The following is a 25,508-nucleotide window of genomic DNA, read 5'->3' as shown; positions in this document are numbered from 1 at the left end:
CCACACACAGCTCCGCGGGGCGGCGGCGCGTCGCCGGGCTCGCGGGCTCGGACGAGACGGGCACGGACGCCGCGACCGTGGCGGGGCTGCTCTCCGGGGCGGAGGGGCCCGGGCGGGACAGGGACGGAGCGCTCGCCCTCGACCTCCTGGTGGTCCTCGACGCGCCGCAACTGGACGTGGAGAGCGCCGCGATGCTGGTGGAGTCCCTGCCGGACGGCGCCCGCCTGGTGCTGAGCGGCGACCCGGGAGTGCTGTGGTCGGCGGGCCCCGGAAGGGTCTTCGCGGATCTCCTCGCGGCGCGCTGCTGCCCGCAGGTCGTCTCGCGCGTCCCGGACCCCGGGCCCATCGGGGAGCTGGTCTCCGGCATCGGCATCGGCGAGCTGAACCAGGTCGACGCGCCGGGCAAGGAAGTCGTGATCGTCCCCGTGCGCGACGCGGGCGAGGCGGTCCACCGCACGGTGCAGCTCGTGGCCGACTCGGTGCCCCGGGCGATCGGGGTGCCCACGGAGGACACCCAGGTCATCACTCCCGGGCACGGCGGCGCCGCGGGCACGCGCGCGTTGAACACCGCCCTCAAGGAGCGGCTGAACCCCGGCCCCGGCCGGTTCGGCGGCTTCGACCCCGGCGACCGTGTCGCCCACGTCCCGGCGCCCGGGCGCACGACGCTGGGCCGGGTCCTGCGGGCCGACGCGGAGGGGCTGCACCTGGAGTGTGACGGCGCCCCCGTCGTCGTACCGAAGGAGCAGGTGGAGCAGACGGTGCGGCACGCCTGGGCGCTCACCGCTCACCAGGCCGTGGGCCTGAGCTGGCCCGCGGCGGTCGTGGTGCTGCCGGGCGACGCGACGGCGGCCCTGAGCAGGCCCTGGGTCTACACCGCGTTCAGCCGCGGCGAGCGGCACCTGTCGGTGGTCCAGGGCGCCGAGCAGGCGCTGCCGCGAGCGGTGGCTGAGATCCCCGCGAAGGCACGCACGACGCGCCTGCAGACCCTCCTGCGCCCGCAGGTCCCCGCCACGCCCTGAGCCGGGGAACCGCTCCGCGCCTCCGGGTGGCCGCCGCCTTCACCGGCAACCGCCCGGAAGCCGCGGGCACGGCCAGGACGGGCCGCGAGACCCGCCTGAGGGGTCAGCGATCCGCGTCCAGGGGACTTCGGTCGTCGTCGACGTCGAGCGCGTCCGCCTCTTCGGCGTCGTCGGCGTCGTCGGCGTCGTCGGCGTCGTCGGCGTCGTCGCCCTCATCGACGTCGTCGAGCTCCTCAAGGACCGCCACGGCGTCCGGGTCGACGCGGACGTGGACGTCGGCGTCGACCCCGTCGTCGTCCGGCTCGTCGTCGAAGACCGCGCTGACGTCGAACCGGCACACGACCCGGTGCGGGTCCGCCTGGTCGAAGGGGGCGTCGAGCCACTCCCCCGGCTCGGCCGGCTCGTCCGCCGCGGTGACCCAGAGTGTGGAGTCGCCCTCCTCCAGGCCGAATTCCTTGTGCCGGGAGGCGATTTCGTCCGGTTCGAACTCGCCGAAGAGGACACCGAGCGCGGCGTGCACGCTGCTGCCTGCCGCCGCGGCGGCGGAACTCTCGTCCGTCGTGTCCTCGTCGAGATCCGCGACCCGCTGGGCCTGCGCGAGGAGCCGCTGCGGCTCCGCCACGGCATAGTCCCTGCGGATCAGCACGCTCAGCGCGTTCGCCTCCTCCGGGCCCTGGTACGGCGGCAGCACATCGCTGTCCGAGCCGGGGATCTCGAAGGGGGTGACCTCGTCATGGCGGTCGTAGAGGAGCTCGTCGTACTCCTCGGCCGCGGCGGCCAGCTCGTTGAACGCTTCGTAGACGGCCGGGTCGTCCTCACCCGACCTGCGTTCGACCGCGGCAAGGTGACGGTCGAGCGCGGTCTTGACCGCCTCGGCGGCGGCGCGTACCTCGGCAGCGGTGGGCTGCGCAGCATCAGACATAGTGCAGACGCTATCCGTACCGGGCCCGTACTTGCACAATAGATGCGATGCCGGAATACGAATTTGTCGACGTGTATGTGCCGCGCGGGGTCACCCGCAAGGAAGCAACGCGCCTGCTGACGGACCACGCAGAGTACGGACACTGGGAGTTGGACCGCTTGAGCCTGCACGCAGACGGCAGCCGCAGAGTGCGGCTGAAGCGGCGGATCATCCGCCAGCTGCGGGCCACTTGGTGATGTGAGACAGCGAGAGTGGAGGATGCCCCGCCAAGCGGGACACCCTCCACTCTCCGTGACGGATCAAGCGGCGACGCGCGCCGTGCCGATCAGGCGGCCGACCGCGCCCTGCGGTACAGCACCGTGCCCGCGAGCAGCATCCCCGCGCCCACCGGCAGCACGACGCCGACCGGCAGCTCGCTGCCTGTCTGAGCGAGGGAATCCGAGCCCTTCGGCTGCGTGATGATCTGCGTCCCCGGCTGGTTCGGCAGCGCCCGGTCGTCCGGCTTCTCGCCCGGCGTACCCGGCGTACCCGGCTTCTCCGGCTGCCCGGGCTGTCCGGGCTTCTCCGGCTGCTCCGGCTGCTGTGGCCCGCCCGGAGGCTGCTCCGGCTTCGTGGGCGGCTTCTCGCCGCCCGGCGGGAGCGCATCGCCCGAGTCGTTGGCGCACTCGTTGCCGGCGGTCGCGTTGCCGAGACCGCCGATGGTGACGCTGTTGCCGCAGACGTTCACCGGCACGTCGACCGGCAGCTGTACGTCGTTGCCCGAGGCGACGCCGGGCGAGTCACTGCTGTGCCCCTGCGCCGCGGACCCGCCGCCCGAGGGCTTGCCCGAGCCGCTGCCACCCTCGTCGGAGGTGTTGGCGCAGCTGTTGCCCGCCGTGGGGTTGAGCACCCCGACGACGTTGACGCTGTTGCCGCAGACGTTCAGCGGCACGTGCACCGGGAGCTGGACCGAGTTGCCGGACGCCACGCCCGGGGAATCCGATGCTCCCCCGCGGGCGCCCGAGTCGGCTTGCGCGTATCCACCGCCGATGGCGATCATGCCCGTCGCGGCCGCCACCGTGATCAGGCCTTTACGAGTGACCTGTCGCATAGGTTTTCCCTGCCTTATGACCTTCAGGAATGCGTACGCGTCTCAAGGCGCGTACGCGGAATGCCCGAAGGCCCCGGAGTGCATGGCGCGCACTCCGGAGCCGACAGACTCAGACCCTCATGGGGTGAGGCACAACAACGTCAGACGTTGGCGCAGGTGTTGCCGAAGGTGGGGTTCAGCAGCCCGATCACAGAGACCGTGTTGCCACAGGCGTTCACCGGAATGTGCACCGGCGCCTGGACGACATTGCCCGAGAGTACGCCGGGGGACTTCACGGCGGCACCCTGAGCACCGGCGTCGGCAGCAGCGATACCCGCACCCGCGAGCACGAGACCACCAGTGGCAGCCGCAGCAGCGACGACCTTCTTGATCATTATTCCTCCTTGTTGGCAATGCGATCCCAGCCGCGGACCGCACCACCTGTAACGAGGAGGAGGTATTGAAGCTACGAGCGTATGGTCCCATTCACTCTTTTCAGTCAAGTACGCACGCGCTGACGATTATTGGAGTCTCGTTTCAGCGTGCATTCCCGTCACTCCGGGGCGCACGCACCGGCGTTCAGGACGCGTCGATGAACCGGTCGAGCACGCGCACACCGAACTTGAGGCCGTCCACCGGCACCCGCTCGTCCACACCGTGGAACATGCCCGCGAAGTCCAGCTCGGGCGGCAGCTTCAGCGGAGCGAAGCCGAATCCCCGGATGCCGAGGTCGTCGAAGGACTTGGCGTCGGTGCCCGCGGAGAGCATGTACGGCACGGCGCGGGCGATCGGGTCCTCGGCCTGGAGCGCCGTCTGCATGGCGTCGACGAGCGCGCCGTCGAAGGTGGTCTCCAGGGCCTTGTCCGCGTGCACGTCCGTCCGCTTGACGTTCGGGCCGAGGATCCGGTCCAGGTCGGCGAGGAACTCCTCCTCGTACCCCGGCAGGAAGCGGCCGTCGACGTGCGCCGTCGCCTGCCCGGGGATGACGTTGACCTTGTAGCCCGCGCCCAGTTGGGTCGGGTTGGCGGTGTTCTGCAGGGAGGCGCCGATGAGCTTGGCGATGCCGCCGAGCTTGGCGAGCGTCGCGTCCATGTTCTCGGGGTCGAGCTCGGTGCCGAGCGCGTCGCCGAGCTCGTCCAGGAAGTGCCGCAGCGTCTTGGTCACCCGCACGGGGAACTTGTGCTGACCCAACCGACCCACGGCCGCGGACAGTTCGGTGATGGCGTTGTCCTTGTGGATCATCGAACCGTGTCCCGCGGTGCCGTCCACGGTCAGCTTCATCCAGTGCATGCCCTTCTGGGCCGTCTCGATGAGGTAGAGCCGCAGGTCCTCGTTGACCTGGAAGGAGAAGCCGCCGACCTCGCTGATGGCCTCCGTGACGCCCTCGAAGAGCTCCGGGTGGTTGTCGACGAGGTAACGCGCGCCGTACGTGCCGCCCGCCTCCTCGTCGGCCATGAAGGACAGCACGATGTCGCGCGGGGGCTTGCGGCCGGTGCGCATCCGTTCACGGACGACCGCGAGGGTCATCGCGTCCATGTCCTTCATGTCGACGGCGCCCCGGCCCCACACACAGCCGTCAGCGATCTCCCCGGAGAAGGGGTGGTGCGTCCAGTCCTGGGCGTTCGCCGGTACGACGTCGGTGTGGCCGTGGATGAGCAGCGCGGGCCGGGAGCGGTCCTCGCCCTCAATGCGGGCCACCGTGGAGGCACGGCCGGGGTGCGACTCGAAGATCTGCGGCTCGAGACCCACCTCGGCGAGCTTCTCCGCGACGTACTCGGCGGCCTTGCGCTCCCCCGGGCCCGAGTGGTCGCCGTAGTTGCTGGTGTCGATGCGGATCAGATCGCGGCAGAGATCGACGACCTCGTCCTCACCGGTGACGGGCCGCGTCCGGTCCGCCTCGCCCGACCTGTCGGCCCTGCTCGACTCGCTCACGATGGTTCCTCCCGCTATCGCTGCTGGTGGTCCTCTTCATCCTCCCGCGCCCACCCCCCGACACCCAAGGCCGGGCACCCGTCGTCATGCGCCGTTCACGCACCTGACCTGTGTGATCAGAGGCCCCCGAATGTTTGCTATGGTTTTCCACGTCGCCGCGGGAAACCGCGACAGACCACCGGTCCGGGTGGCGGAATGGCAGACGCGCTAGCTTGAGGTGCTAGTGCCCTTTATCGGGCGTGGGGGTTCAAGTCCCCCCTCGGACACCAAAGATTGACCACAAACGCGCTGGTCGGGAGCGATCCCGACCAGCGCTTTGCGTTGCCCGTGACCGGTCGCCCCCAAGCGGCTGTCAGTTCGGTCCGTCGGCTGTAAGGCCGCGCCGTAGCCGATGCTCGTGGACGAGGCGTCCCACCAGTGCCCCGCCGTACACGACGAAGCCCACCCCCACCAGCCAGGACTGCAGGATCAGAACCGTGCCGAACGGGCCGTACGTCACCGCGTTCGACGCGATCAGCGGGGAGAAGACGAACTGCGAGAAGATCCGCAGTCCGAGCAGCCCGAGGGCGGTCGCGGCGGCGCCGGGGGCCAGGGCCCGCCAGCGGATCCGGCCGCAGAGGAGCAGTCGCTGTGACCACCAGAAGAAGAGGAACACACCGATGGTGTCGCCCGCGGTGACGAGGGCGGTCTCGGCGGCGGACGACTCCTGCGGCGAGGGCGTGGTGACGAAGAGCAGCAGAACCAAGACCAGCACGGCCAGCCAGACGACGTGCCGCCACATGGTGTGCCAGCGCGCCGATGGCAAGTCCCACACACGTTCGTAGCCGGTCTGCACGGCGGATCCGAAGGTCACGCCGAACGCCGCGAGCGCGGCGAGGCCCAGTGCCGTAGTCCGCTGCAATGCCTGCCCCGGCACGCCGAAGAGTCTTTCGATCTCCTCCTCCGGTACCTCTGACACCCCCAGGCCCTGCACCAGCCATCGGGCGAAGCCCTCTCCCCTGGCGAGGTCGGCCGCGGCGACGACGACCAGGAGGGGCACGAGAGTGAGGAAGCTGAGCGCCGCGAAGCCCATGGCGCGGTGCATCAGCTCCATCTCGCGCCCGCGGTTCCAGACGAGCCCGGCAGCCGAGGCCAGGAGGCGGTGGCGGACGCGGAGGCGCGGGAACCGATGTCCGTGGTGCTCGGGGCCGCCGTGGTGCGGCGGCATACCAGATGCTGGGGGCATGTCGGATCGACTACCCGCAATCGCCGCGGAGCCCGTCCGGCGTACCGCCGAACGGGCACCCGCGCGGTCATCGGGCGGCGGCCTCCAGGGCGGCGGTGGAGCGTTCCTGGAGATGACGGATCAGGGCGATGAGCACATCGCGGCTCGACGCCCGGTCTCTGGCGTCGCAGGCGACGACCGGTATCTGCTCGGGGATGTCCAGGGCGTCCCGTATCTCCTCGACGGGATGGTCCCGGGAGTCCGGGAAGACGTTGAGGGCGATGACGAAGGGCACGCCCTGTTGCTCCATCTCCTCGATCGCCCGGAAGCTGGACGCCAGACGCCGCGTGTCGACCAGGACGACGGCCCCCAGGGCGCCCTTGAACAGGCCGTTCCACAGGAACCAGAAGCGCTCCTGGCCCGGCGTGCCGAACAGGTAGAGCACCAGTTGTTCGTTCAGGCCGATCCGCCCGAAGTCGAGGCTGACGGTGGTCTCGTTCTTCTCGGCCACCCCGATGAGGTGGTCGACGTCGACGCTCGCCTGGGTGAGGGTCTCCTCGGTGGTGAGCGGTCTGATGTCGCTCACCGAGCGGACCATGGTGGTCTTGCCGGTGCCGAAGCCCCCGGCGATCATCACCTTGACCGAGCGGCTCCCGGCGGGCAGCGAGCCCCCGGGCGCCGGCCGGTCCGGACGGTCAAAGCCTTTGAAGTCCACTGAGTACCTCCTCGAGGAGCGCGATGTCCGCCCCCTGGCCGGGTGTGGAGGCCGGGATGGGATCACGTGCGTCCACCTGGCCTGCTTCCAGCAGGTCGGCCACGAGCACGGCAAGAATGTTGAACGGCAGTCCGAGGTGGGCGCTCAACTCGGCGACCGACAGCGGATCGCGGCACCAGCGCACGATTTCCTCGTGCTCGTACTGCATGCCGGGCGCGGAGGCGGGGGTGGGGCGGGAGACGATGAGGGTCGCCACGTCGAGGCCGGCGGCCGGCCCGCCGGGACCACTGCGACCGCCGGTGAGCACGTAGTAGCGCTCGAGGCCGGACGGGTCCGTGGGCCGTGGGGGGCCAGGCCGTTGGGGACCGCTCATCCAGGCTGCTCCTCCTGGCGCACAGTGGTGCCGAGGAGTTCACCCATCCTGCGGGACAGGTCCCTCATCTGGTGTCCGAGCAGCCCCTGGTCGAGCCCTTCCCTGGCGAGGACCCCGAGGTACGTCTCGACTCCGGCCCGCACCACGAACAGGTGCCCGCCGTCGACCTCGATCATCGCCAGGCGCAACTGGCCGCCGTAGTTGGGGAACTGGTCCGCCACGGGCTGGGCGAGCGCCTGCAGGCCCGCGACCACGGCGGCGAAGCGGTCCACGTCGTCCGGGTCCTCGGCTCCGTACGAGGCGATGGCCTTGCCGTCGCTCGACGCGACCAGCGCGAAGCGGATCTCCGGGATGCTCTCGGTCAGGTCGCGGAGCGCCCAGCTCACGTCGGATTGGTGTTGCGTCATGTGGCTAGTCGCTCTCTTCGGTGCGGGACTCGTCGGTCTCTCGTCCAGCGGTGGCGAAGGCCGCCATGCCGGTGAAGGACGCGTCCGGCGGCGCCGCGGGCGGCGTGGGAGTGCCCGTCGTGGCGTGCGGCCCGGAGTCGGCTCTCTTCGAGGTGTCGGCGCGCTTGCTCCTGCGCCGGGGCAGACCGCCGGGCGTGACGTCCGCGGCGGCCTCGGCGGCCGCGGTGCGGACCGGTTCCCGCCGGGTGGCGGGCGCCTGTGCCGGGGCCGGGGCGGTCACGGGGGCGGCCGGCAGCTGGCTGAAGTACTTGTGCGGTACGACGACGACCACCGAGGTGCCGAGCCAGGGTGAGTCGGCGAAGGCGACCTTGATGCCGTACTTGCGGGCGAGCGTGCCGACGACGCGCAGGCCCAGGTGTGCGTCCTCGGAGAGGCCGACGAGGCCGGAGCCCTCCGTGTCGCCGTCGAGCGACCGCAACGCCTGCTGCTTCTTCTCGTCGGTCAGGCCCTTGCCTGCGTCCTGGATCTCGATGCCGACGCCGTTGGGCACCTCCTTGCCGGACACGACGACCGGCTCGGTGAGCGGCGAGTAGCGCGCCGCGTTGTCCAGGAGGTGGGCGAAGATCAGCGTGAGGTGGTCCACCAGACCGCCGTCGACGCCCAGTTCGGGAAGGTGGCGCAGCTGGACCCGGTCGAAGTCCTTGATGCGGCCGATGCCGCCGCGTACGACGCTGAGCAGGCGCTGCGGCTCCTGCCACTGGCGTCCCGGACGGTCCGTGCCGCCGAGCACACCGATGCTCGCGGCCAGACAGTCGGCGGGGCCGATCGCCTGGTCGAGCTCCATCAGGCCCTGAGCGACGGCCGGGGTCCTGCCGTGCTCTCCCTGCATCTCGTGCAGCCGGCCGCGGATCTTTCCGGTGAGCACATGGATCCGGCTGCCGATGCTGATCACGGCCTGCTCTGCGGATGTGCTGCGGTTGAACTCTTCCTCGACGGCGATCAGGCCGGTCCGCAGGACCTTGCGCAGTTCGAGCCTGAACTCCGGTGAGATCTCAGCCTCTTGGCCCTCTTGGTCGAGCGCGAGGGGCAGTACGTCGTCGATCGCCTCGCCGCCGCGCAGGCCCTCGAAGGCCTGGGGCAGGAATTCGTCCGCGAGGCGGGCCACCAGGGCCTGCTGCCGGTCGAGCCGCCACTGCCACGCCTTCGCCTCGTCGGCCCTGTGGGCCTCGTGGGCGGCGCGCTCGTCCTCGTACCGCCGCTCCAGGGCGGCGACGTGCTGCTGCCACTGCTGAGAGTGGTTCAGCTGGGCCCTGCGTGCCTCGTCGGCCGCCCGGCCCACGTCCTGTCGCGTGCGCAGCAGGAGGCGGATACACGCGGCGGCGGCCGCGGTTGCCGCGAGGCCCGCGACCGCGGTGGGTATTCGGGCCGGGTCGGAGCCGGTGGCCAGGGCGGCGACGCTGCCGACACCGAGGCCGATCGGTAACAGCCACCAGCTGTACCAGGCCGCGGGTGCCCGGGCTGCTGCCGGTGGCGGAGTGGCAAGTTCCATCTGCATCCTCAAACCAACGCGATCAAAGAGTGGACAACCCAACCAAGGGGTCGCACCCATCGCATCTCGGCGCCTCCTGTGACTGCGGCGGCGCCGCCTCGATCACCTGCGTGATCCCCCGTGCGACAGCGCGACAGCGCCGTGGTGCGCGACAGACTGATATCGCGTCAACTCACGGCGCCGCAGGGGAGCTTATCTGGTGAAGCGCGTTGTAGATCAACCCCGCAGGTGGCGGGAGAGTGGCCCTAGCCGTCCCACAGATCCCCGTGCCGGCGATGCGCCGACGTGAGGCCCTGCGTGAAGTACTTGTCGTAGTACTCGTTCTCCACGTGATGGGCCTGGAGCCAGATCCCGGGGACGTGGATCGCGTCCGTGTGCGCGGGGAAGCGGCGGTGCGTCCGGAGGATGTACGCGCAGATGTCGCGGGCGCACTCGATCACCCGCTCCTCGTACTCGCTCGCCTCGGCCAGGTAGCGCTGGCCGTAGTCCTCGCGGTAGATGCGGCTGAAGACGTCCTTGTCGCCGTAGACGCCCCCGGGGCCGAACTTCTCGCGGATCACCGCGTCCACCGCGTCGGACATCGACGCGAAGGCGGGCGGACACGCGGCGGAGATCAGCTGCTCGCCGTCCGGCGCCTTCAGGCCCACCGGGTGCGAGCGCACGTTGGCGTACTTGGGGAGCGGGATGTGCCAGCGCCAGACGTCTGCCGGGCGCCAGCGCGGGGTGACGAAGGTGAAGCCGAGCATCCTGCCGTAGGCGCGGGAGAACTTCGGGTCACCCAGGGCGATTTGAGGGTTGATGGACGCGTGGATCCAGGCGCCCAGGCCCATCGCATCCGCCACCAGCATCAGGTTCTGGAGCAGCAGGTCCGCCTCGATCTGGGTACGGAGCGGACCCAACGCCCCCAGCGGCAGCTTCAGTTGCTCGTTCAGGAAGCCGTTCTTGATCCACTTCTTCACGCCCGCGGGGCGGTAGAAGTTCCGGTCGTCCACCAGCGTGGGCCGCGCCCCGTCCGGCTGCGTGAGCAGGTACATCAGGGCGTTGATGTACTGGTGGGACAGGTCCACCACCGGGAACAGGACCGTCGTGCCCGGCAGGTTGGACAGGAAGCGGTTCGAGTCCAGGTAGGCGGGGAAGTCCCGCAGGCCCTCCGCCACGTCGAGACGGTGGTCAAGGACCTTGACCTTGGACTCCCGCGCGCGGGCGGTCAGGGTCACGGCGTCGAAGGGTTCGTCCGGCGCGGGGGGCAGCTTCCTCAGGTAGTACGTGCCGGTGTCGTTGATCAGGAAGAAGTGCGTGCCCTGTGCGTTGTCGGGGCTGCCCGCCGTGCGCCCCGCCATGGTCAGGTTCGGCTTCGCCATGATCGGCTTGCCGTTCCGCGGGTCCTCGAAGGGGCGGTCGGGCATCGTGAGCCCCGTGCAGCCGGTGATGGCGATCAGGACCGCTTCCTCAAGCTCGGTCAGCGGCTGCGGGGCGTCCTTGGAGACGTAACTCATCGATCCCGCCGGGACGGTGGCGCCGCGGCTCACCCGGTGGGTGCGGCGGCGCCAGACCGTCTCCAGAAGGGGGCGTACGAAGAGGTCGGCGAGCCCGGGATGGTGACCGTTCGCCCGCCTTTCCGGCCCTTCCTCACTCGGCGGCATCGCTGCCTCCGTCCCGCATCGGCTTGACCTGCCGCCAGGGCGCGAACGCGCTCGCGTCGCGCGGCAGCAGACCCGCGAGTTCCGGGGCGTGCCGCTGGATCACTGACTTCATGCCGCTCTTCTCGACCCAGTCGATGCCGAGCGGTGTGTAGATCTCGGGGCGGTAGTCGACGGTCAGGAAGCGGTCGCTCTGCAGGCGCCGCGTGGCCATCAGGATGAAGATGCGGAAGGCGGTGTCGCTGAAGCCAAAGCCGGTCGGCGGATTCTCGGCGAACAGGCCGACCACGGTGTCGATCTCGTCGACCGAGTCGTAGACGTCCTTGAGGCGGGCGACGGTCTCGGGGTCCTGGCTCAGGTCCTCGAAGCGGCTGATGCGCGGCTTGTGCAGGCCCGCGCGGAAGTCGTTGTAGCGCGGCACGCCCCTCCTGCGGGTGCGGACGAGGTCGACGACCGACAGGTCGATGATCTCGCCGTCCCGCTCGAAGCGCTGCAGCGCGCGCGGGAAGTTGTTCAGGGTGATCGCGCCGGGGTGAGCGATGCCGAACGAGTAGAGGGTGTCGGCAAGGCCCGTCTTGCGGATCGCGGCCTCCGCCGCGCCGCCCTGGATGTCCTGGAAGCCGAGGTTCTCCAGGCGCTGCCCGAAGTGGTGCTCGCGCATCACGTAGTCGTCGGGGATCAGCGGGTGCATCCGGTAGACGGTGACGAAGTCCTCGGTGAGGGAGTACGGCGTCGCGTGGTGGTCCGGCAGCGTCTTGGGGATGCCGGTCAGCGAGTGGGACTCCAGGAGCCACAGGCCGAGCTTGTTGAGCCAATTGTTCGGCGGGCCCTCCCAGTTGGTGTGCAGGCCGAGGTCGATGGCCTCGGTGGCGAGGATCGCCGGGGTCCACTCCACCGTGTGGATCTTGGCGATGAGGGCGGAGACGACCAGGCGTGCCGCGTGATAGATGCTGTCCTCGCTCATCGCCGGGTACTCGCGGCGCATGGCCGCGCAGACCGCGTTGTGCTCGCGGGCGAAGAGCGTGTGCATCGCGCTGAGGCCGAGCCACCAGCTCTCGTTGAAGCCGGTGAGCGGGATGCCGTTCGGGCCGAGGGGCAGGTGGCCGTCCTCCAGGCGCAGGTCGGCGCTGCCGCCGGCCTCGCGCAGGAACTTCGCGGTCTGCTCGTCGGCGCCGTAGACCTCGGAGCCGTCCCACCAGTGGGAGGCGGTGTTGGCGAAGAGGATCGGGGGCCGGTTGCCGGGGAGCTGGATGCCCTCGTTCTCGGCGAAGCGCATGACGTTCTCGGGCGGGCCGCCGGGGGTGTTGTGCCAGGTGCTGCCGGGCGGCAGCGGGACCTCGACGGCCTTGCCGCCGACGGGGTAGCGGCGGTGGTTGACCCAGTCGTGGACCTGGAACTGGATCCACGCGGCGGCCAGGATGTTGAGCGAGGTCGCAGGCACGAAGGTGTCCCGCTGCAGGAGTGTGCGGCTGACGGTGACCGGGTTCGGGGTGTCGAAGAGGTCGGGGCGGTAGTCCGGCTTGAGGTTGCGTCCGAAGGCCGCGCCCACGGCTCCCATGGAGGGCGCGGAGAGGTCGTTGTACGTCCCGTCGTACGACCGGGCCGTGCGCAGCCGCTCGTCGACCGGCACCGGCACGGGGACGGCCTTCGGCGGCGCCTCGTGGACGTCGGTGTCGATGAGGTTGAGGCGCCGCAGCACCTTGCGCAGGAAGACCAGGTTCAGCAGGCTCGCCGATACCGGCAGCCTGTGCCAGGGCACATAGCGGTTGAGCGCGGCGAAGAACCGGCCGACGGGGATGCCGAGCACGGTGTTGCGCAGCGGCTCCTCGGTACTGAAGCGCAGGCCCTGGCGGTGGGCGGCGCTCGCTTCGTACGCGGCCTTGCGGGCGCGGTTGAGATTGCCGAGGGGGCGGAACGCGTCAGTCGTGTACCAGGGGTTGAAGGCGAGCTCCTCGACCCGCCCGGCCGCCGCCTGCGCCTCGGCGGTGGCCAGGTCCTGGCGTGGCACGGTGAGGCGTCCCACGGGCACCGCGGGCGTGATGGCGTCCTTCCACTCCACGGAGCCGTCCTCGACGGGCGTGCGCTCCTCGTCGACGTACCGCTGGACGCACAGCTCGAAGACGACGTCCGACGTGACGAGGCGGTGCGCCAGTTCGCGGTGGAGGAAGCCGGGGTCGCGGCGCTCGGGCCTCGGCTCGGGGGCGCTGCCCACGACGGGGCGCAGGAGGTAGCGGACGGGGCCCGCCTCGCCCCAGAGGATGGCGCCGCGGCTCCAGTACGTCTCCCTGGCGAGGCTGTTGACCGTGTGCCGGGTGGCGGCCTGGATGTTGCGCCGCATCCGCGTCGCGGTGGAGAAGCCGACGGCCAGCGGAAGCTTCACGAGCAGCCCGAAGGCCTTCTGCAGCGGATTGTTCGCGCCCGCCATGGCCTTGGCGAAGGCGACGAACTCACGGGCGTCGCGGGCGTGCGACACCGGGAAGTTGGTGGCGAGCAGGTCGTGGCTCTCCTCGTCCGACACCGTCACGCGCACCGCCACGCCGCGCAGATCCGCCACGGCGTCGGGCTGCCGGGTGCCACTGGCGTTGGAGAGCCGCACGGTCGCCGGGTACTCGGCGCCGGGCCTGGCGAATCCGCTGCGCAGGGCCTCGGGGATGTCGTCGTGGAAGGTGAGGCGGGCGTTCTCCACGCCGAGCGCGGGTTTCGCGTGCTGGGTGCGCGCGAGAGAACCGGCGCTGCCTGCGCGCCGGTTCTTCGTCTGGACCTTCATGATCTCGCGGGCCAGGCGCTCGAAGAGGCGGCGCTCCGCCTCTGGGCTGCCGCCCACGTATCGCTCGTAGGTCTGCTCGTACTGTCCGGTGTCGGCCATCAGGCGTTTCCTTCGCGCGCAGGCGTACGGGACGGGGGCCAGGCCCTGTCTGACGACAGGGCCTAGGACGCTACTGGCGGCGTGGGACGGCCGCAGCGCGGGTTCCCGCCTATGTGCGGGACGCGGCGCGGGCGTCGAACAGGCGGGCGGGCAGCGGCGTTTGGGCCCGTCGGGCGCCCTGGGGCGACCGTGCGGCGCGGCGCGGGTGATCGTCCGGTTGTCCCCTCTGTGGCCTCCTCTCACAGCAACCCCACGAGCCGGGCGCGCCGATGGCCGGTCCGTGTCGGGTGGACGGGGGCCCGGCGCGCGCGAGTTGACCGCGGACCGGGCCGGTGGTGTGCTCGCAACTCCGTTGCCGACAGCGCCCGTTCCGGGGGGAAGCCATGCGGGACCAGCACACCAAGGCACCGTCCTTCACCGATCTGCGCCCGTACAAGACGGGTGCCGGCTCCGGCACCGGGCCGGGCTTCCCGGTCTATCCGGACCTGGTGGAGCGGCTGTTGGAGGACAAGGCGCAGCCCGATCCGGACGGCATCGTCCCGCACGCCCTTGCGACCTGTGCGGCGTACGCGTACGCCGGGACCGCCGAGGACGCCGATCCGGCGACGCTCGCCATGATCATGGCGCGGCTCGGCCTCGACGAGAACCGCTGCCGGGTCTTCGAGCAGCGGGTGAGTCTGCTCTACATCGCGTCGGCGGCGTATCTCCTTCAGGACAAGGACCGGCGGGTGGTGATCCTCTGCTACCGCGGCACCCAGCCCGAGGACATCATCAGCATCCTGACCGACGCCGACGTACGCCCCGAGATGCTCCATGTGGACCTGGACAGCGAGCGGTTCGACGTGCACGCGGGCTTCTACCGCAACATGCGGGCGTCCCGGTACCTGGTCATGCAGGCCCTGGAGCGTGCGCTGCGCGGCGAGTCGGTCAACCCCGACGAGCAGGGCACGGTGGGCGACGGGATGGAGGCGCTCTACATCACCGGGCACAGCCTCGGGGGTGCGATGGCCGCGCTGATGGGCGTCGTCCTGATGCACGAGCCGCGCTACGCTGCGGTCGCGGAACGTCTGAAGGCCGTCTACACCTTCGGCCAGCCCATGCTCGGCGGGCCGGAGTTCGCCGCCGCCTGCCACCGCGCCTGCGACGAGCGGGGCGTCCACGTACTGCGCGACCGGCTCATCCGCTACATCTACGACCGCGACGTCGTGCCCGCGCTGCCGCCGCGCCCGGTCGGGCCTTACGCACCCTTCGGACGCGAGTTCCACTACCGGCGGCAGCGGGGCGTGGTCGACGGCGCCCTCTCGCTCGTGGCCGACGCGACGATCGAGGCGCTGTCCCTGCCGGGCGATCTGCTCGGGGGGCGGCTGCGTGCCATGGCGGGGCGCCGGGCGAAGGCGATGGGGCGGGCGTTGGGGGAGCTGGTGCGGGGGCCGGGCCGGGAGCCCGGCTGGGTCGAGGTGCGGGATCCGGCGCCGCACTACCCGCAGATGGACAGCCTCGCGGGGCTCGCTGTGGTGGCGCCCCTCGCGTTCTTCGCGGCCCGGCTCGCGCTGACCCGCAACGTCCCGTTCACGTACTCCTTCGAGGACCATGGTCCTGGGCACTACGTGAACGCGCTGGCCCCGCCGGGGGTCATGAGCGAGTACGGGGACATCCGCTGAGCTCAGGGGCGGGTGGGCCCGCGGCTAGTCGATGAAGGCGCCGTCGACGTACACCCAGGCCCCGTCCAGCCGCTCGAAACGGCTCCGCTCGTGCAGGGCCTCCTTGCGGCCCCCGTCGGTGTAGCGCGCCCGGAACTCGACCGTGCCGGTGGTGTGGAACGCGGTGCCGTCCGCCGTGTCCAGGATCTCCAGGCCGACCCAGCGAAGACCCGGGTCGAACTCCACGCGCGGCGGCCTGGTGCGCGGGTGCCAGGTGCGCAGGAGGTACGCCTCGTCCTCGACGGCGAAGGCGCAGTAGCGGGAGCGCATCAGCTCCTCGGGCACGGCAGCCACGGCCTCACCCCGGTGCAGCCGCCCGCAGCACTTCTCGTACGGGGCGGGGTGGCCGCAGGGGCAGGTGGTCTGGGGGCGGGTGGCGCGTCGGGACATGCGGACCATTGTCGCTGACGAGGGGACGCGCCCCGAAGGGGCGCGGGGAACTGCGCGACCAGCCACGACGCGCCCGCGGACGACACCGAGCACCCGGGAGGCGTCAATCAGCTACGGGGCAAGAATGTCCAGCTCATGCAGCGCCCCCACGGCAATCTCCCGGGTCAGTTCCTCGGCCCGCGCCGCGTCGCCCTCGCGGACCGCCTCCGCAAGGCGAACGTGCAGGGTGACGGCCGCCGGGTCCGGATCCTCGAACATGACCTGATGATGCGTGCGGCCCGCGAGGACCTCCGCGACGACGTCGCCGAGGCGGGCGAACATCTCGTTGCCCGACGCGTTCAGGACGATGCGGTGGAAGTTGATGTCGTGGAAGAGATAGCCCTCCAGCTGCTGTCCCCGCGAGGTGGCGACCATGCCGAGGGCGCATTCGGTGAGGGCGGCGCACTGTTCGGGCGTGGCGTGCTGGGCGGCGAGCCCCGCGGCGGCCGGTTCGATCGCCGAGCGCAGGACCGTGAGGGAGCGCAGCTGGCGCGGCCGGTCGGCGCCGGCCAGACGCCACCGGATGACCTGGGGATCGTAGACGTTCCACTCCTCGGTGGGCCGCACGGTCACGCCCACCCGGCGCCGGGACTCGACGAGGTGCATCGACTCCAGGACCCGCACCGCTTCCCGCACGACCGAGCGTGACACCTCGAAGCGCTGGGCCAGCTCATCCGTGCGCAGCACACTGCCCGGCGGGTACTCGCCGCCGGTGATGGCGGGCCCGAGGTTTTCCAGTACGCGAGCGTGCAGCCCACGGGCCTGATCGGTCATGTCGTCAGGGTATGTGGGGACCCTCGGGAACAAAAAGTCAGACTTTTGTGTCACAGACTCTTGAATTCGTCAGACCTAATGGGTTTCAGTGACGTGAACGAGCCACGGGTCTCCCCCCGGCCCGTGGCTCGTGACCGACCGATGTCGATGAAGACAGCAAGGCAGGACAGCGATGAGCACCCCCCACGTCGTCGTAGTGATGGGCGTGGCAGGGACCGGCAAGACAACGATCGGCCCCCTGCTCGCGGCACAGCTCGGCGTTCCCTACGCCGAGGGCGACGACTTCCACCCCCCGGCGAACATCGCCAAGATGTCGGCCGGGACCCCGCTGACCGACGACGACCGCTGGCCGTGGCTCGATGCCATCGGTGCCTGGGCCCACTCCAGGGCCGGTCTCGGCGGTGTGGTCAGCAGCTCGGCGCTGAAGCGCAGTTATCGCGACCGGTTGCGGGCCGCGGCGCCCGGCGTCGACAGCCTCGTCTTCGTACACCTCACCGGAGACCGGTCCCTCATCGAGGACCGGATGTCCCACCGGCAGGGCCACTTCATGCCGACGGCCCTGCTCGACTCGCAGTTCGCCACGCTGCAGCCGCTCGGCGCGGACGAGGCGGGCGTCGCGGTCGACGTCACCGGCGACCCGGAAGAGATCAGCGAGCGGGCGTACCAGGCCCTCCTCGCCCTCGACAAGTAACTCCCCGCCCTCCCCATCCCCCCGCACCCGTCCCCCTCCCCTGACGTACAAGGAAGACACCGTGACCAGTCTCAGCGTTGAGATGCTGGCAGCGGACGCCGTCGAGCCGATCACCTCTGCTGGCCATGCCCAGCTGGGTATCGCCGTCCTCGCGGGCATCGCCGTCATCGTCCTGCTCATCACGAAGTTCAAGCTGCACGCGTTCCTGGCCCTGACCATCGGGTCGCTCGCCCTCGGCGCCTTCGCGGGCGCACCGCTCGACAAGGCGATCGCCAGCTTCACCACGGGTCTCGGCTCGACGGTCGCGGGCGTGGGTGTGCTGATCGCGCTCGGCGCGATCCTCGGCAAGCTGCTCGCCGACTCCGGCGGCGCGGACCAGATCGTCGACACGATCCTCGCCAAGGCGGGCGGGCGCTCGATGCCGTGGGCGATGGTCCTGATCGCCTCCGTGATCGGGCTTCCGCTCTTCTTCGAGGTCGGCATCGTGCTGCTGATCCCGGTCGTCCTGATGGTCGCCAAGCGCGGCAACTACTCGCTGATGCGGATCGGTATCCCGGCGCTCGCCGGTCTGTCCGTGATGCACGGTCTCATCCCTCCGCACCCCGGTCCGCTGGTCGCGATCGACGCGGTGGACGCGAACCTGGGCATCACACTGGCGCTCGGCGTGCTCGTCGCCATCCCGACGGTGATCATCGCCGGGCCCGTCTTCTCGAAGTACGCGGCGAAGTGGGTGGACGTCCCCGCCCCCGAGAAGATGATGCCGCAGCGTCCTTCGGAGGACCTTCAGAAGCGTCCCGGGTTCGGCGTGACGGTCGCGACCGTCCTGCTGCCCGTCGTGATGATGCTGGCCAAGGCCCTGGTCGACATCATCGTCGACAACCCCGAGCACACGGTGCAGCGGGTCTTCGACGTCATCGGTTCGCCGCTTATCGCGCTGCTCGCCGCGGTGCTCGTGGGCATGTTCACGCTGGGCCGTGCGGCCGGCTTCACGAAGGACCGTCTTTCGACCACCGTCGAGAAGTCGCTCGCGCCGATCGCCGGTGTGCTGATGATCGTCGGTGCGGGTGGTGGCTTCAAGCAGACCCTCATCGACTCGGGTGTCGGCAAGATGGTCCTCGACATCTCCAAGGACTGGTCGATCCCGGCGCTGCTGCTCGCGTGGCTGATCGCCGTGGTGATCCGCCTCGCCACCGGGTCGGCGACGGTCGCCACCATCTCGGCCGCGGGGCTCGTGGCTCCGCTGGCCGCGGACATGTCCACCTCGCACACGGCGCTGCTCGTGCTGGCCATCGGAGCGGGTTCGCTCTTCTTCTCGCACGTGAACGACGCGGGGTTCTGGCTGGTGAAGGAGTACTTCGGGCTTGACGTGGGGCAGACGATCAAGACCTGGTCGGTCATGGAGACGATCATCTCTGTGGTTGCCGGTGGGTTCGTGCTGTTGCTGTCGCTGGTGATTTAGCCCTGCGGGGCTCTTGGCTCGGTCGATCACCGGCTCCGCCGAGTTCGTCCTCAAACGCCGGACGGGCTGGAAATCCAGCCCGTCCGGCGTTTGGCCTGGGAGGCGCCTACCTCCGCCACAGCGAATGCTTTTGCTCCGCCCACCCCGGGTCCACCGACCCGGTCCGCATACCCCGCCTCGCCTCCGGATCCGCCCACGCCATCCCGACGTGCCCGGCGATCACCACGCCCACCGCAAGCGCCAGCCAGTCGTGGACGAACGTGCTTCCCGTGCGCCAGGCCAGTGGGGCCAGGTCCGTGAACCACATCAGCAGGCCCGTGCCCAGCATCACCAGGGCCGCCCCGGCGATCCACCCGGCGTACAGCTTCTGGCCCGCGTTGAACTTTCCCGCCTGCCGGCGCGCGGTGCCGCGCCGGAGCCAGGCCCTGTCGTGCGGGCCGAAGCGGTTCAGGAGGCGCAGGTCGCCGCGGAAGGCACGGGACGCCAGGCCCGCCAGGAAGGGGGCAAGGAGGAGAAGGCCCGACCACTCGTGGACCGTCACCACCAGCGCGCGGCGCCCCACCAGCTCGGCCAGTTGAGGGACGTACAGGCACGCGGCGGTCGCGACGCACACCCCCATCAGGAGCGCCGTCACCCGGTGCACCCACCGCTGTGCCGGGCTGAACCTCCGTACGCGCGAGGCCACTTCAGGCCGTGGACTCGTCGTCCCTGCCATTCGAATCACCCACCCACGCGTCGACGTCGTAGCCCCGCTTCTCCCAGTAACCCGGCTCCACCTCGTCCGTGAGCGTGATCCCGGAGAGCCACTTCGCCGACTTGTAGAAATACATCGGGGCGACGTAGAGGCGGGCCGGGCCGCCGTGGCTGTGGCCCAGGTCCTTGTCCTGCATGCGCAGGGCCACCATGACGTCCGCACGCCGCGCCTGACGCAGCGTCAGGCTCTCGCTGTACGCCCCGTCGAAGCACGTGAAGCGGACGGCGCGGGCGCCCGGTCGTACCCCCGCCGCGTCCAGGAGCCGGGAGAGGCGTACGCCCTCGAAGGGCGTGCTCGGCACCCGCCAGCCCGTCACGCACTGGACGTCGCGCACGAGGCGGGTCTGCGGCTGGGCGCGCAACTCCGCCAGCGTGTACGTCGTCGGGCGGTCCACCAGGCCGTCGATCTTCAGGCGGTACGTCGACGCGCTCTTGTGCGGGACGGACGCGGCCACCGAGTAGTAGCGGAAGCCGCCGCCGTTGGGGAGCAGGTCCGTCAGGCCCGTGGGGTCCTTGTCGGAAGCGGCGCCGAGGAAGGATTCCAGGCCCCGTTGGAGCTGCGGTGCGGCGGCCACGCCCGCGACGCCCAGGCCTAGCATGCCGAGGACCAGGCGGCGGCCGACCGGCGCGCCGCCTCCGTCGTCCTCTTCGGGCCGGTGCTGAGGGGAAGTTGTCACCCTCCGATTCGAGCACCCGCGGCCCCCGGGGTACAGGGGCCGCGGGTGTCCGTCAGCGTTTCGTCACACCTGGCCCGCCGGTTCCTCCGCCGCCTTCTCCAGCTGGAACGCCTCGTTGCCCAGGCCGATCCGCGCGTGGGCCTCCGGCCTGGTCGAGCGCAGGACCGCGCCGTAGACCACGCCGATCACGGCGGCGAGCAGGATGATGCCGGGCAGCACCCAGCTGAGGGCCGAGCCGGGGCCCGCGCCGACCAGGACGTCGAAGTCCTTGACGGTGTAGCCCGCGATGACGAGCAGGCCGATCGCGGCGAGCGCGGACGCGGTGATGCGCCAGGCCTGGGCGCGTGCGGCGCCGCGCCGCACGAAGAAGACGATGACCGCGACGGAGGCCGTGGCCATCAGGAGGATGACGCCAAGGGCGCCGATGTTGCCGAGCCAGGTGAACAGGTGCAGGACCGGCGCGGTGGGGTCGCCGAACGGGCCGTCGTCGGTCACCGCGAAGGCCACCACGATCAGGAGGGACACGACCGTCTGGAGCAGCGAGCCGGTGCCGGGGGCGCCGGTGGAGGTGTTCGTCTTTCCGAACTTGGCGGGCAGCAGACCCTCGCGGCCCATGGCGAAGGCGTACCGCGCGACCACGTTGTGGAAGGAAAGGATCGCCGCGAACATGCCCGTCACGAACAGGACGTGGAGTACGTCGGTGAAGGTGCCGCCGAGCCGTGACTCGGTGAGCCCGAAGAGCAGACCGGCGCTCTGTTCCTGTGCGGCGGGGACGATGCCGGAGGGGCCCGCCGCGACGGTGAGCGCCCAGGAGCTGATCGCGAAGAAGATCGCGACGAAGCCGACGGCGAAGAACATCACGCGGGCGACGACGACCTGCGGGCGGCTGGTCTCCTCGGCGTACACCGGCGCCTGTTCGAAGCCGAGGAAGGCCGCGATGCAGAAGCACAGGGCGGTGCCGAGGCCCGCGCCCGTCAGGGTGTCCGGGTTGAACGCGTGCAGGGACAGGCCTTCCTTGGCCGGGTCCGCGATGGCCGCGATGTCGAAGATGACGACGAGCGCCACCTCGATGAGCAGCAGAACGCCGAGCACGCGCGCGTTCAGGTCGATCTTCAGCCAGGCGAGCACGGCGACGACGGCGACGGTGACAAGTGCCGGTATCCACCAGGCGACTTCGACGTCGAAGTAGGTGTTGAGCAGCCCGGAGACCTCGAAGCCGAGGAGGCCGTAGAGGCCTGCCTGCAGGGCGCTGTAGGCGACGAGCGCGACCAGCGAGGCGCCCGCGCCCGCGGTGCCGCCGAGGCCCCTCGATATGTACGCGTAGAAGGCGCCCGCGTTGTGGACGTGGCGGCTCATCTCGGCGTAGCCGAAGCTGAACAGGCCGAGGACCACGCCGAGGATCAGGAAGAGCAGCGGCTGTCCGACGATGCCCATCACGCCGTACGTGGTGGGCATGACGCCCGCGACGACCATGAGCGGTCCGGTCGCCGCGAGCACCGAGAGGAGGAGGCCCGCCGTGCCGAGCCGGCCGGCGCGCAGTGCCGTCTCCTGGCCCTTGTACGTGCTGATCCCGCTGCCGTCGGCGGCGCTCCCGGCGGCCTTGCTCGCGGGTCTCGTGTCGCTCGTGCTGCTCGAACTGCCCGTCGCCATGGCGCGGTTGTCCTTTCGAGTGGGCCGATTGGTGCGGTGGGTCAGGCGGAGCCGAGCGCGGCGTTGCGCGCGGCCGTGAACGCCTTGTACGGGTCCCGGTCCGGGTACGACCAGGGTGCTCGGGTCGCGTGCCGCCCGATGCGGTGGAAGAGGGCGGCCGACTCGGCCGCCCGGCCCTCGCAGAACTTGGCGTGGGCGAGGAAGTTGAGGTCGACGCGGCAGCGCGGGTGATCGTCACGCTCCCACTCCAGCCACCAGTCGAAAGCCGCCTTCATGACCTGCCGGGCCCGGCGTCCCGTCCAGTGCTCGGAGGCCGCCGGGTTCGCGGGCTCGCTGCCCGCGGTGGCGAGCACGCGGTAGCGCTCGGCGTGCGCGATGACGGGCAGGACCGCCAACGGCGAGTCCGCGGGCGCCTGTTCGGCCGCCCAGGCGGCGAAGTCGTACACCTCGTGCAGCGGGTCCTGGCCCGCTGCGGGGCGTCGCTCGGCGAGCCTTGCCACCATCAGGTGGTGGGCGTGGTGGTGCTCGGGGTGCCGGTGGCGGACCTCGTCGAAGAGCCGGACGACGTCCTCCTCGCGGCCGAGGGACCGCTCCAGGGTGAGCAGCGCGAGCCACGGCGTGGGGTCGGCGGGCAGGAGCGCGGCCACTTCGCGGCAGGCGTCCCGCGCGTTCTCCGAGCGCCCCTTGCCGCGCAGCGCGAGGTGCACGGAGGCATAGGCGAGCAGCACGACGGCATCGGTGCTCTCCGGCTCGGCGAGCCGCCAGTCACGGGCCCAGGCGGTGGTGGTGTGCTCCTGCGCGAGTACGTCGAACCGGTGGCCCCTGCGGTCCCAGTCGTCGCCGGTGGCGGCGAGCAGCGCGCGGACCTCGGTCCAGCGGCCCTGGGCCAGGGCGGTGCGGGCATGGGCGAGTTCGGCGTCGTCGAGTGCGGCGTCGAAGGCGTAGGCCGCTCGCTTGCGGGAACGGCCCAAGGGGGGTGGGGGTGGTGACACCGCGGGACTTCCTCCCCGGCGCGGCTCGCGTGCGGATGATCACGCACAGCAAAGCGGTAGGCAGCCCTCCAGTCAAGGTCTGCCTGACCCAGGGCCCTTCACCAACTCGTTTCAGAATCCTCAGACTTCACTCCCGACCTGCGGGGTTACCCGCAAGGACACGATTCGGACAAGCCGCGACGATTTCTCCGCGATGTGACGAACGCGCCTTTCAGCTCACCGACTTGGCGGCCGCACGGCCCGCCGTGCGCCCCGAGAAGAGGCAGCCGCCGAGGAAGGTGCCTTCGAGCGAGCGGTAGCCGTGCACTCCCCCGCCGCCGAATCCGGCGGCTTCCCCTGCCGCGTACACACCGGGAAGCGGTTCGCCGCCCTGGGCCAGGACGCGCGACGACAGGTCGGTCTCCAGGCCGCCGAGGGTCTTGCGGGTGAGGATGTTGAGCCGCACCGCGACGAGCGGGCCCGCCTTGGGGTCGAGGATGCGGTGCGGGGCGACGGCCCGGATGAGCCGGTCGCCGAGGAACTTGCGGGCGCCGTGGATGGCGGTGATCTGGAGGTCCTTGGTGAAGGGGTTGGTGACTTCCCGGTCGCGTGCGGTGATCGTGCGCAGCAGCGCCGCCTCGTCGATGAGGGGCTCCTTGGTGAGCGCGTTCATGCCGCGCACGAGGGACGAGAGGTCCTTCTCCACGACGAAGTCGGTGCCGTGGTCCATGAACGCCTTCACCGGGGCGGGCACGTCGGCGCGTGCCCGGTCGATGACGCCGCGGACGGACTTGCCGGTGAGGTCGGGGTTCTGCTCCGAGCCGCTGAGCGTGAACTCCTTGCCGATGATGCGCTGGTTGAGCACGAACCACGTGTACTCGTAGCCCGACTTCATGATGTGTTCGAGCGTGCCGAGGGTGTCGAAGCCGGGGAAGAGCGGCACGGGAAGCCGGTCGCCGCGCGCGTCGAGCCAGAGCGATGAGGGGCCGGGCAGGATGCGGATGCCGTGGTTGTCCCAGATGGGGTTCCAGTTCTGGATGCCCTCGGTGTAGTGCCACATGCGGTCGCGGTTGATGAGGCGGGCGCCCGCCTGCTCGGTGATGCCGAGCATCCGCCCGTCGACGTGCGCGGGCACTCCGGCGACCATCCGCTCGGGCGGAGTCCCGAGCCGCTCGGGCCAGTTGGCGCGCACGAGGTCGTGGTTGCCGCCGATGCCGCCGGAGGTGACGATCACCGCCTGGGCCCGGAACTCGAAGGACCCGGTGACCTCGCGGCTGCTGGCCTTGCCGCGCTCGGCGTCGGAGGGTTCGAGGACCTCGCCGGTGACGGTGTCGACGCTGCCCGCGCTGCGGGAGAGGCCGGAGACGCGGTGGCGGAACTTGAGCTGGACCAAGCCGCGGGCGACGCCTTCGCGGACGCGGCGCTCGAAGGGGGCGACGAGGCCCGGGCCCGTGCCCCAGGTGATGTGGAAGCGGGGCACGGAGTTGCCGTGCCCCTGCGCGTCATATCCGCCGCGCTCGGCCCACCCCACCACGGGGAAGAACCGCACGCCCTGCCCGTGCAGCCAGGACCGCTTCTCGCCCGCGGCGAAGTCGACGTACGCCTCGGCCCACTTGCGGGGCCAGTGGTCCTCGGGGCGGTCGAAGGCGGCCGTGCCCATCCAGTCCTGGAGGGCCAGGGCGTGGGAGTCCTTGATGCGGAGCCTGCGCTGCTCCGGGGAGTCGACGAAGAAGAGGCCGCCGAAGGACCAGTGCGCCTGGCCGCCGATGGACTGCTCGGGCTCCTGGTCCAGGAGGATCACCCGGCGGCCCGCGTCGACGAGTTCCGCGGTGGCCGCGAGGCCGGCGAGGCCCGCGCCGATCACGATGACGTCTGCGTCGTAGGCCATCCGGGGGTTCCTCCTAAGCAGGGGCTTACTGGTGAGTCAGATCCTCAGCACCCGAGGGGATGGCGTCAACCATCTGATGCGGGGAAAGACCCTCGCTTTTAATAATGGTCAGCATTATTATGAGCCCATGGCCAGGACATCAGGACCCGACACCCGGGACAAGCTGATCCGCGCGGGCGAGGAAGTCTTCGCCGCGCAGGGCGTGCACGGCGCGCAGCTGCGCGACATAGTCCGGCTCGCGGGGCAGAGCAATCCCTCCGCCGTGCAGTACCACTTCGGCAGCCGGGCAGGCCTCCTGGACGCGGTCATGGCCGAGCGCCAGACTCGTACGGAGAAGGTGCTCACCGCCGAGCTGAAGCAGGCGCCGGACGGACTCCGCGGGCTGCTCACCGCCCTCGTGGCCGCCGAGGCCACCGAGCTGCGCACCGAGCGGGGCCGCCGCTGCCTGCGCGTCTCCGCCCAGCTCAGCCACGAGAGCGGCGTACGCACCCGCACCCCGCACCCCACCATCGACGGCACCGTCTACTGGGATCTGATCGGACGCGTCGAGTACTGCCTCACCGCGCTCCCGGAACCGGTCCGGCTGGAACGCCTCGACCTCGCCCTCACCCTCGTCGGCGCCGCCATGGCCGACCGCGCGGGCCAGTATCTGGCCGGCACCACCCCCCTGACCGGCGAGGACCTCTTCCTCGCCGACCTCGTCGAGACCACCGCGGCCCTGCTGCGAGCCCCCGTACCCGCACTTGGAGACATGACATGACCGACTCGAACCCGCACGACCTCACCGGCAAGACCGTCGTCATCACCGGCGCGGGCGGTG

The 25,508-nt window shown here is 70.7% G+C and carries 24 protein-coding genes and 1 tRNA gene; 7 read left to right on the top strand and 18 right to left on the bottom strand.

Translation table 11 applies throughout. From position 1 onward, the window contains the following. Positions 1–1,019: ATP-dependent DNA helicase (locus ABD378_RS04070; RefSeq protein ID WP_344518952.1), on the top strand; the 1,019-nt coding region annotated here is incomplete at its 5' end. A gap of 103 nt (positions 1,020–1,122) precedes the next feature. On the opposite strand, the gene ABD378_RS04065 is transcribed toward ABD378_RS04070, so the two are convergent. After that, positions 1,123–1,941, bottom strand: coding sequence for a hypothetical protein (locus ABD378_RS04065; RefSeq protein WP_344518951.1), 819 nt, complete (start codon positions 1,939–1,941; stop codon positions 1,123–1,125). A 47-nt stretch (positions 1,942–1,988) separates the two neighbouring features. On the opposite strand from ABD378_RS04065, the gene ABD378_RS04060 reads away from it, so the two are divergent. Beyond that, positions 1,989–2,177, top strand: coding sequence for a DUF5703 family protein (locus tag ABD378_RS04060; RefSeq protein WP_190082655.1), 189 nt, complete (start codon positions 1,989–1,991; stop codon positions 2,175–2,177). A gap of 89 nt (positions 2,178–2,266) precedes the next feature. Here the strand turns inward: ABD378_RS04060 and ABD378_RS04055 are convergent, their stop codons facing one another. The 3 genes from ABD378_RS04055 to ABD378_RS04045 all read right to left on the bottom strand — a co-directional run bounded on the left by ABD378_RS04055 (position 2,267) and on the right by ABD378_RS04045 (position 4,942). Further along, positions 2,267–3,031, bottom strand: coding sequence for a chaplin (locus ABD378_RS04055; RefSeq protein WP_344518949.1), 765 nt, complete (start codon positions 3,029–3,031; stop codon positions 2,267–2,269). Between the two features lie 140 nt (positions 3,032–3,171). Continuing rightward, a complete protein-coding gene (locus ABD378_RS04050) occupies positions 3,172–3,405 on the bottom strand; it encodes a chaplin (RefSeq protein WP_344518948.1) in 234 nt (77 codons plus the stop codon). 184 nt (positions 3,406–3,589) lie between these two features. Next, on the bottom strand, positions 3,590–4,942 hold the full coding sequence (locus ABD378_RS04045) for a M20/M25/M40 family metallo-hydrolase (protein WP_344518946.1): 1,353 nt from the start codon (positions 4,940–4,942) through the stop codon (positions 3,590–3,592). A 181-nt stretch (positions 4,943–5,123) separates the two neighbouring features. Here ABD378_RS04045 and ABD378_RS04040 point away from each other — a divergent pair. Beyond that, positions 5,124–5,211: transfer RNA gene (locus ABD378_RS04040), tRNA-Leu, on the top strand. Between the two features lie 83 nt (positions 5,212–5,294). Here ABD378_RS04040 and ABD378_RS04035 read toward each other — a convergent pair. The 7 genes from ABD378_RS04035 to ABD378_RS04005 form a co-directional block, all read right to left on the bottom strand. Beyond that, positions 5,295–6,167: a YhjD/YihY/BrkB family envelope integrity protein gene (locus ABD378_RS04035; protein WP_344518944.1), complete on the bottom strand. Its 873-nt coding sequence runs from the start codon at positions 6,165–6,167 to the stop codon at positions 5,295–5,297. 67 nt (positions 6,168–6,234) lie between these two features. Beyond that, positions 6,235–6,861, bottom strand: a complete 627-nt coding sequence (locus tag ABD378_RS04030) for a GTP-binding protein (RefSeq protein WP_344518943.1) — start codon at positions 6,859–6,861, stop codon at positions 6,235–6,237. After that, positions 6,842–7,234, bottom strand: coding sequence for a DUF742 domain-containing protein (locus ABD378_RS04025; protein WP_344518942.1), 393 nt, complete (start codon positions 7,232–7,234; stop codon positions 6,842–6,844). The genes ABD378_RS04030 and ABD378_RS04025 overlap by 20 nt, the downstream gene beginning before the upstream one ends. Beyond that, positions 7,231–7,641 (bottom strand): roadblock/LC7 domain-containing protein, encoded by a 411-nt coding sequence (locus ABD378_RS04020; protein ID WP_344518941.1) that lies wholly within the window; start codon positions 7,639–7,641, stop codon positions 7,231–7,233. The genes ABD378_RS04025 and ABD378_RS04020 overlap by 4 nt, the downstream gene beginning before the upstream one ends. 4 nt (positions 7,642–7,645) lie before the next feature. Beyond that, complete coding sequence (locus ABD378_RS04015) at positions 7,646–9,190, bottom strand: ATP-binding protein (protein WP_344518940.1); 1,545 nt, start codon at positions 9,188–9,190, stop codon at positions 7,646–7,648. A 245-nt stretch (positions 9,191–9,435) separates the two neighbouring features. Beyond that, positions 9,436–10,833, bottom strand: a complete 1,398-nt coding sequence (locus ABD378_RS04010) for a hypothetical protein (protein ID WP_344518939.1) — start codon at positions 10,831–10,833, stop codon at positions 9,436–9,438. Continuing rightward, on the bottom strand, positions 10,820–13,696 hold the full coding sequence (locus ABD378_RS04005; RefSeq protein WP_344518938.1) for a peroxidase family protein: 2,877 nt from the start codon (positions 13,694–13,696) through the stop codon (positions 10,820–10,822). The genes ABD378_RS04010 and ABD378_RS04005 overlap by 14 nt, the downstream gene beginning before the upstream one ends. A gap of 383 nt (positions 13,697–14,079) precedes the next feature. Here ABD378_RS04005 and ABD378_RS04000 point away from each other — a divergent pair, with 383 nt between their 5' ends. After that, positions 14,080–15,357 carry a lipase family protein gene (locus ABD378_RS04000; protein WP_344518937.1) on the top strand — a complete coding sequence of 426 codons (1,278 nt, stop codon included), beginning with the start codon at positions 14,080–14,082 and terminating at the stop codon, positions 15,355–15,357. Positions 15,358–15,381: 24 nt separating this feature from the next. Here ABD378_RS04000 and ABD378_RS03995 read toward each other — a convergent pair whose 3' ends face one another. Both ABD378_RS03995 and ABD378_RS03990 read right to left on the bottom strand, forming a co-directional pair. Continuing rightward, positions 15,382–15,786 carry a YchJ family protein gene (locus ABD378_RS03995; protein WP_344518936.1) on the bottom strand — a complete coding sequence of 135 codons (405 nt, stop codon included), beginning with the start codon at positions 15,784–15,786 and terminating at the stop codon, positions 15,382–15,384. A gap of 111 nt (positions 15,787–15,897) precedes the next feature. Continuing rightward, entirely contained in the window at positions 15,898–16,599 is a 702-nt protein-coding gene (locus ABD378_RS03990) for a FadR/GntR family transcriptional regulator (RefSeq protein WP_344518935.1), read from the bottom strand. A gap of 172 nt (positions 16,600–16,771) precedes the next feature. On the opposite strand from ABD378_RS03990, the gene ABD378_RS03985 reads away from it, so the two are divergent. Then, on the top strand, positions 16,772–17,290 hold the full coding sequence (locus tag ABD378_RS03985) for a gluconokinase (protein WP_344518934.1): 519 nt from the start codon (positions 16,772–16,774) through the stop codon (positions 17,288–17,290). A 61-nt stretch (positions 17,291–17,351) separates the two neighbouring features. Continuing rightward, positions 17,352–18,749 carry a GntT/GntP/DsdX family permease gene (locus ABD378_RS03980; RefSeq protein ID WP_344518933.1) on the top strand — a complete coding sequence of 466 codons (1,398 nt, stop codon included), beginning with the start codon at positions 17,352–17,354 and terminating at the stop codon, positions 18,747–18,749. Positions 18,750–18,855: 106 nt separating this feature from the next. On the opposite strand, the gene ABD378_RS03975 is transcribed toward ABD378_RS03980, so the two are convergent. From ABD378_RS03975 to ABD378_RS03955, 5 genes are all read right to left on the bottom strand, one after another. Beyond that, entirely contained in the window at positions 18,856–19,464 is a 609-nt protein-coding gene (locus tag ABD378_RS03975; protein WP_344518932.1) for a cytochrome b/b6 domain-containing protein, read from the bottom strand. After that, positions 19,436–20,101: a molybdopterin-dependent oxidoreductase gene (locus tag ABD378_RS03970; protein ID WP_344518956.1), complete on the bottom strand. Its 666-nt coding sequence runs from the start codon at positions 20,099–20,101 to the stop codon at positions 19,436–19,438. Before ABD378_RS03970 ends, ABD378_RS03975 begins: the two co-directional genes overlap by 29 nt. A 141-nt stretch (positions 20,102–20,242) precedes the next feature. Further along, entirely contained in the window at positions 20,243–21,829 is a 1,587-nt protein-coding gene (locus tag ABD378_RS03965) for an APC family permease (protein WP_344518931.1), read from the bottom strand. A 41-nt stretch (positions 21,830–21,870) separates the two neighbouring features. Continuing rightward, on the bottom strand, positions 21,871–22,821 hold the full coding sequence (locus tag ABD378_RS03960; protein ID WP_344518930.1) for a hypothetical protein: 951 nt from the start codon (positions 22,819–22,821) through the stop codon (positions 21,871–21,873). A 211-nt stretch (positions 22,822–23,032) separates the two neighbouring features. After that, positions 23,033–24,688 (bottom strand): FAD-binding dehydrogenase, encoded by a 1,656-nt coding sequence (locus ABD378_RS03955; protein WP_344518929.1) that lies wholly within the window; start codon positions 24,686–24,688, stop codon positions 23,033–23,035. Positions 24,689–24,815: 127 nt separating this feature from the next. Here ABD378_RS03955 and ABD378_RS03950 point away from each other — a divergent pair, with 127 nt between their 5' ends. Beyond that, the gene (locus tag ABD378_RS03950) at positions 24,816–25,448 is read left to right on the top strand and encodes a TetR/AcrR family transcriptional regulator (RefSeq protein ID WP_344518928.1); all 633 of its coding nucleotides are present in this window, start codon (positions 24,816–24,818) and stop codon (positions 25,446–25,448) included. Positions 25,449–25,508: the final 60 nt, after the last annotated feature.

This window comes from Streptomyces rectiviolaceus (genome assembly GCF_039533825.1).
GTDB classification, from domain to species: Bacteria; Actinomycetota; Actinomycetes; order Streptomycetales; family Streptomycetaceae; genus Streptomyces; species Streptomyces rectiviolaceus.
The sequence above is the reverse complement of the archived record's forward strand: the minus strand, read 5'-3'. Positions and strand labels throughout refer to the sequence as shown.

Coding starts and splice junctions, on each gene's coding strand:
- ABD378_RS04065 (WP_344518951.1), bottom strand. CDS start 1,941: ATGTCTGATGCTGCGCAGCCCACCGCTGCCGAGGTACGCGCCGCCGCC.
- ABD378_RS04060 (WP_190082655.1), top strand. CDS start 1,989: ATGCCGGAATACGAATTTGTCGACGTGTATGTGCCGCGCGGGGTCACC.
- ABD378_RS04055 (WP_344518949.1), bottom strand. CDS start 3,031: ATGCGACAGGTCACTCGTAAAGGCCTGATCACGGTGGCGGCCGCGACG.
- ABD378_RS04050 (WP_344518948.1), bottom strand. CDS start 3,405: ATGATCAAGAAGGTCGTCGCTGCTGCGGCTGCCACTGGTGGTCTCGTG.
- ABD378_RS04035 (WP_344518944.1), bottom strand. CDS start 6,167: ATGCCCCCAGCATCTGGTATGCCGCCGCACCACGGCGGCCCCGAGCAC.
- ABD378_RS04025 (WP_344518942.1), bottom strand. CDS start 7,234: ATGAGCGGTCCCCAACGGCCTGGCCCCCCACGGCCCACGGACCCGTCC.
- ABD378_RS04020 (WP_344518941.1), bottom strand. CDS start 7,641: ATGACGCAACACCAATCCGACGTGAGCTGGGCGCTCCGCGACCTGACC.
- ABD378_RS04015 (WP_344518940.1), bottom strand. CDS start 9,190: ATGGAACTTGCCACTCCGCCACCGGCAGCAGCCCGGGCACCCGCGGCC.
- ABD378_RS04010 (WP_344518939.1), bottom strand. CDS start 10,833: ATGCCGCCGAGTGAGGAAGGGCCGGAAAGGCGGGCGAACGGTCACCAT.
- ABD378_RS04005 (WP_344518938.1), bottom strand. CDS start 13,696: ATGGCCGACACCGGACAGTACGAGCAGACCTACGAGCGATACGTGGGC.
- ABD378_RS04000 (WP_344518937.1), top strand. CDS start 14,080: ATGCGGGACCAGCACACCAAGGCACCGTCCTTCACCGATCTGCGCCCG.
- ABD378_RS03995 (WP_344518936.1), bottom strand. CDS start 15,786: ATGTCCCGACGCGCCACCCGCCCCCAGACCACCTGCCCCTGCGGCCAC.
- ABD378_RS03990 (WP_344518935.1), bottom strand. CDS start 16,599: ATGACCGATCAGGCCCGTGGGCTGCACGCTCGCGTACTGGAAAACCTC.
- ABD378_RS03985 (WP_344518934.1), top strand. CDS start 16,772: ATGAGCACCCCCCACGTCGTCGTAGTGATGGGCGTGGCAGGGACCGGC.
- ABD378_RS03975 (WP_344518932.1), bottom strand. CDS start 19,464: ATGGCAGGGACGACGAGTCCACGGCCTGAAGTGGCCTCGCGCGTACGG.
- ABD378_RS03970 (WP_344518956.1), bottom strand. CDS start 20,101: ATGCTAGGCCTGGGCGTCGCGGGCGTGGCCGCCGCACCGCAGCTCCAA.
- ABD378_RS03965 (WP_344518931.1), bottom strand. CDS start 21,829: ATGGCGACGGGCAGTTCGAGCAGCACGAGCGACACGAGACCCGCGAGC.
- ABD378_RS03955 (WP_344518929.1), bottom strand. CDS start 24,688: ATGGCCTACGACGCAGACGTCATCGTGATCGGCGCGGGCCTCGCCGGC.
- ABD378_RS03950 (WP_344518928.1), top strand. CDS start 24,816: ATGGCCAGGACATCAGGACCCGACACCCGGGACAAGCTGATCCGCGCG.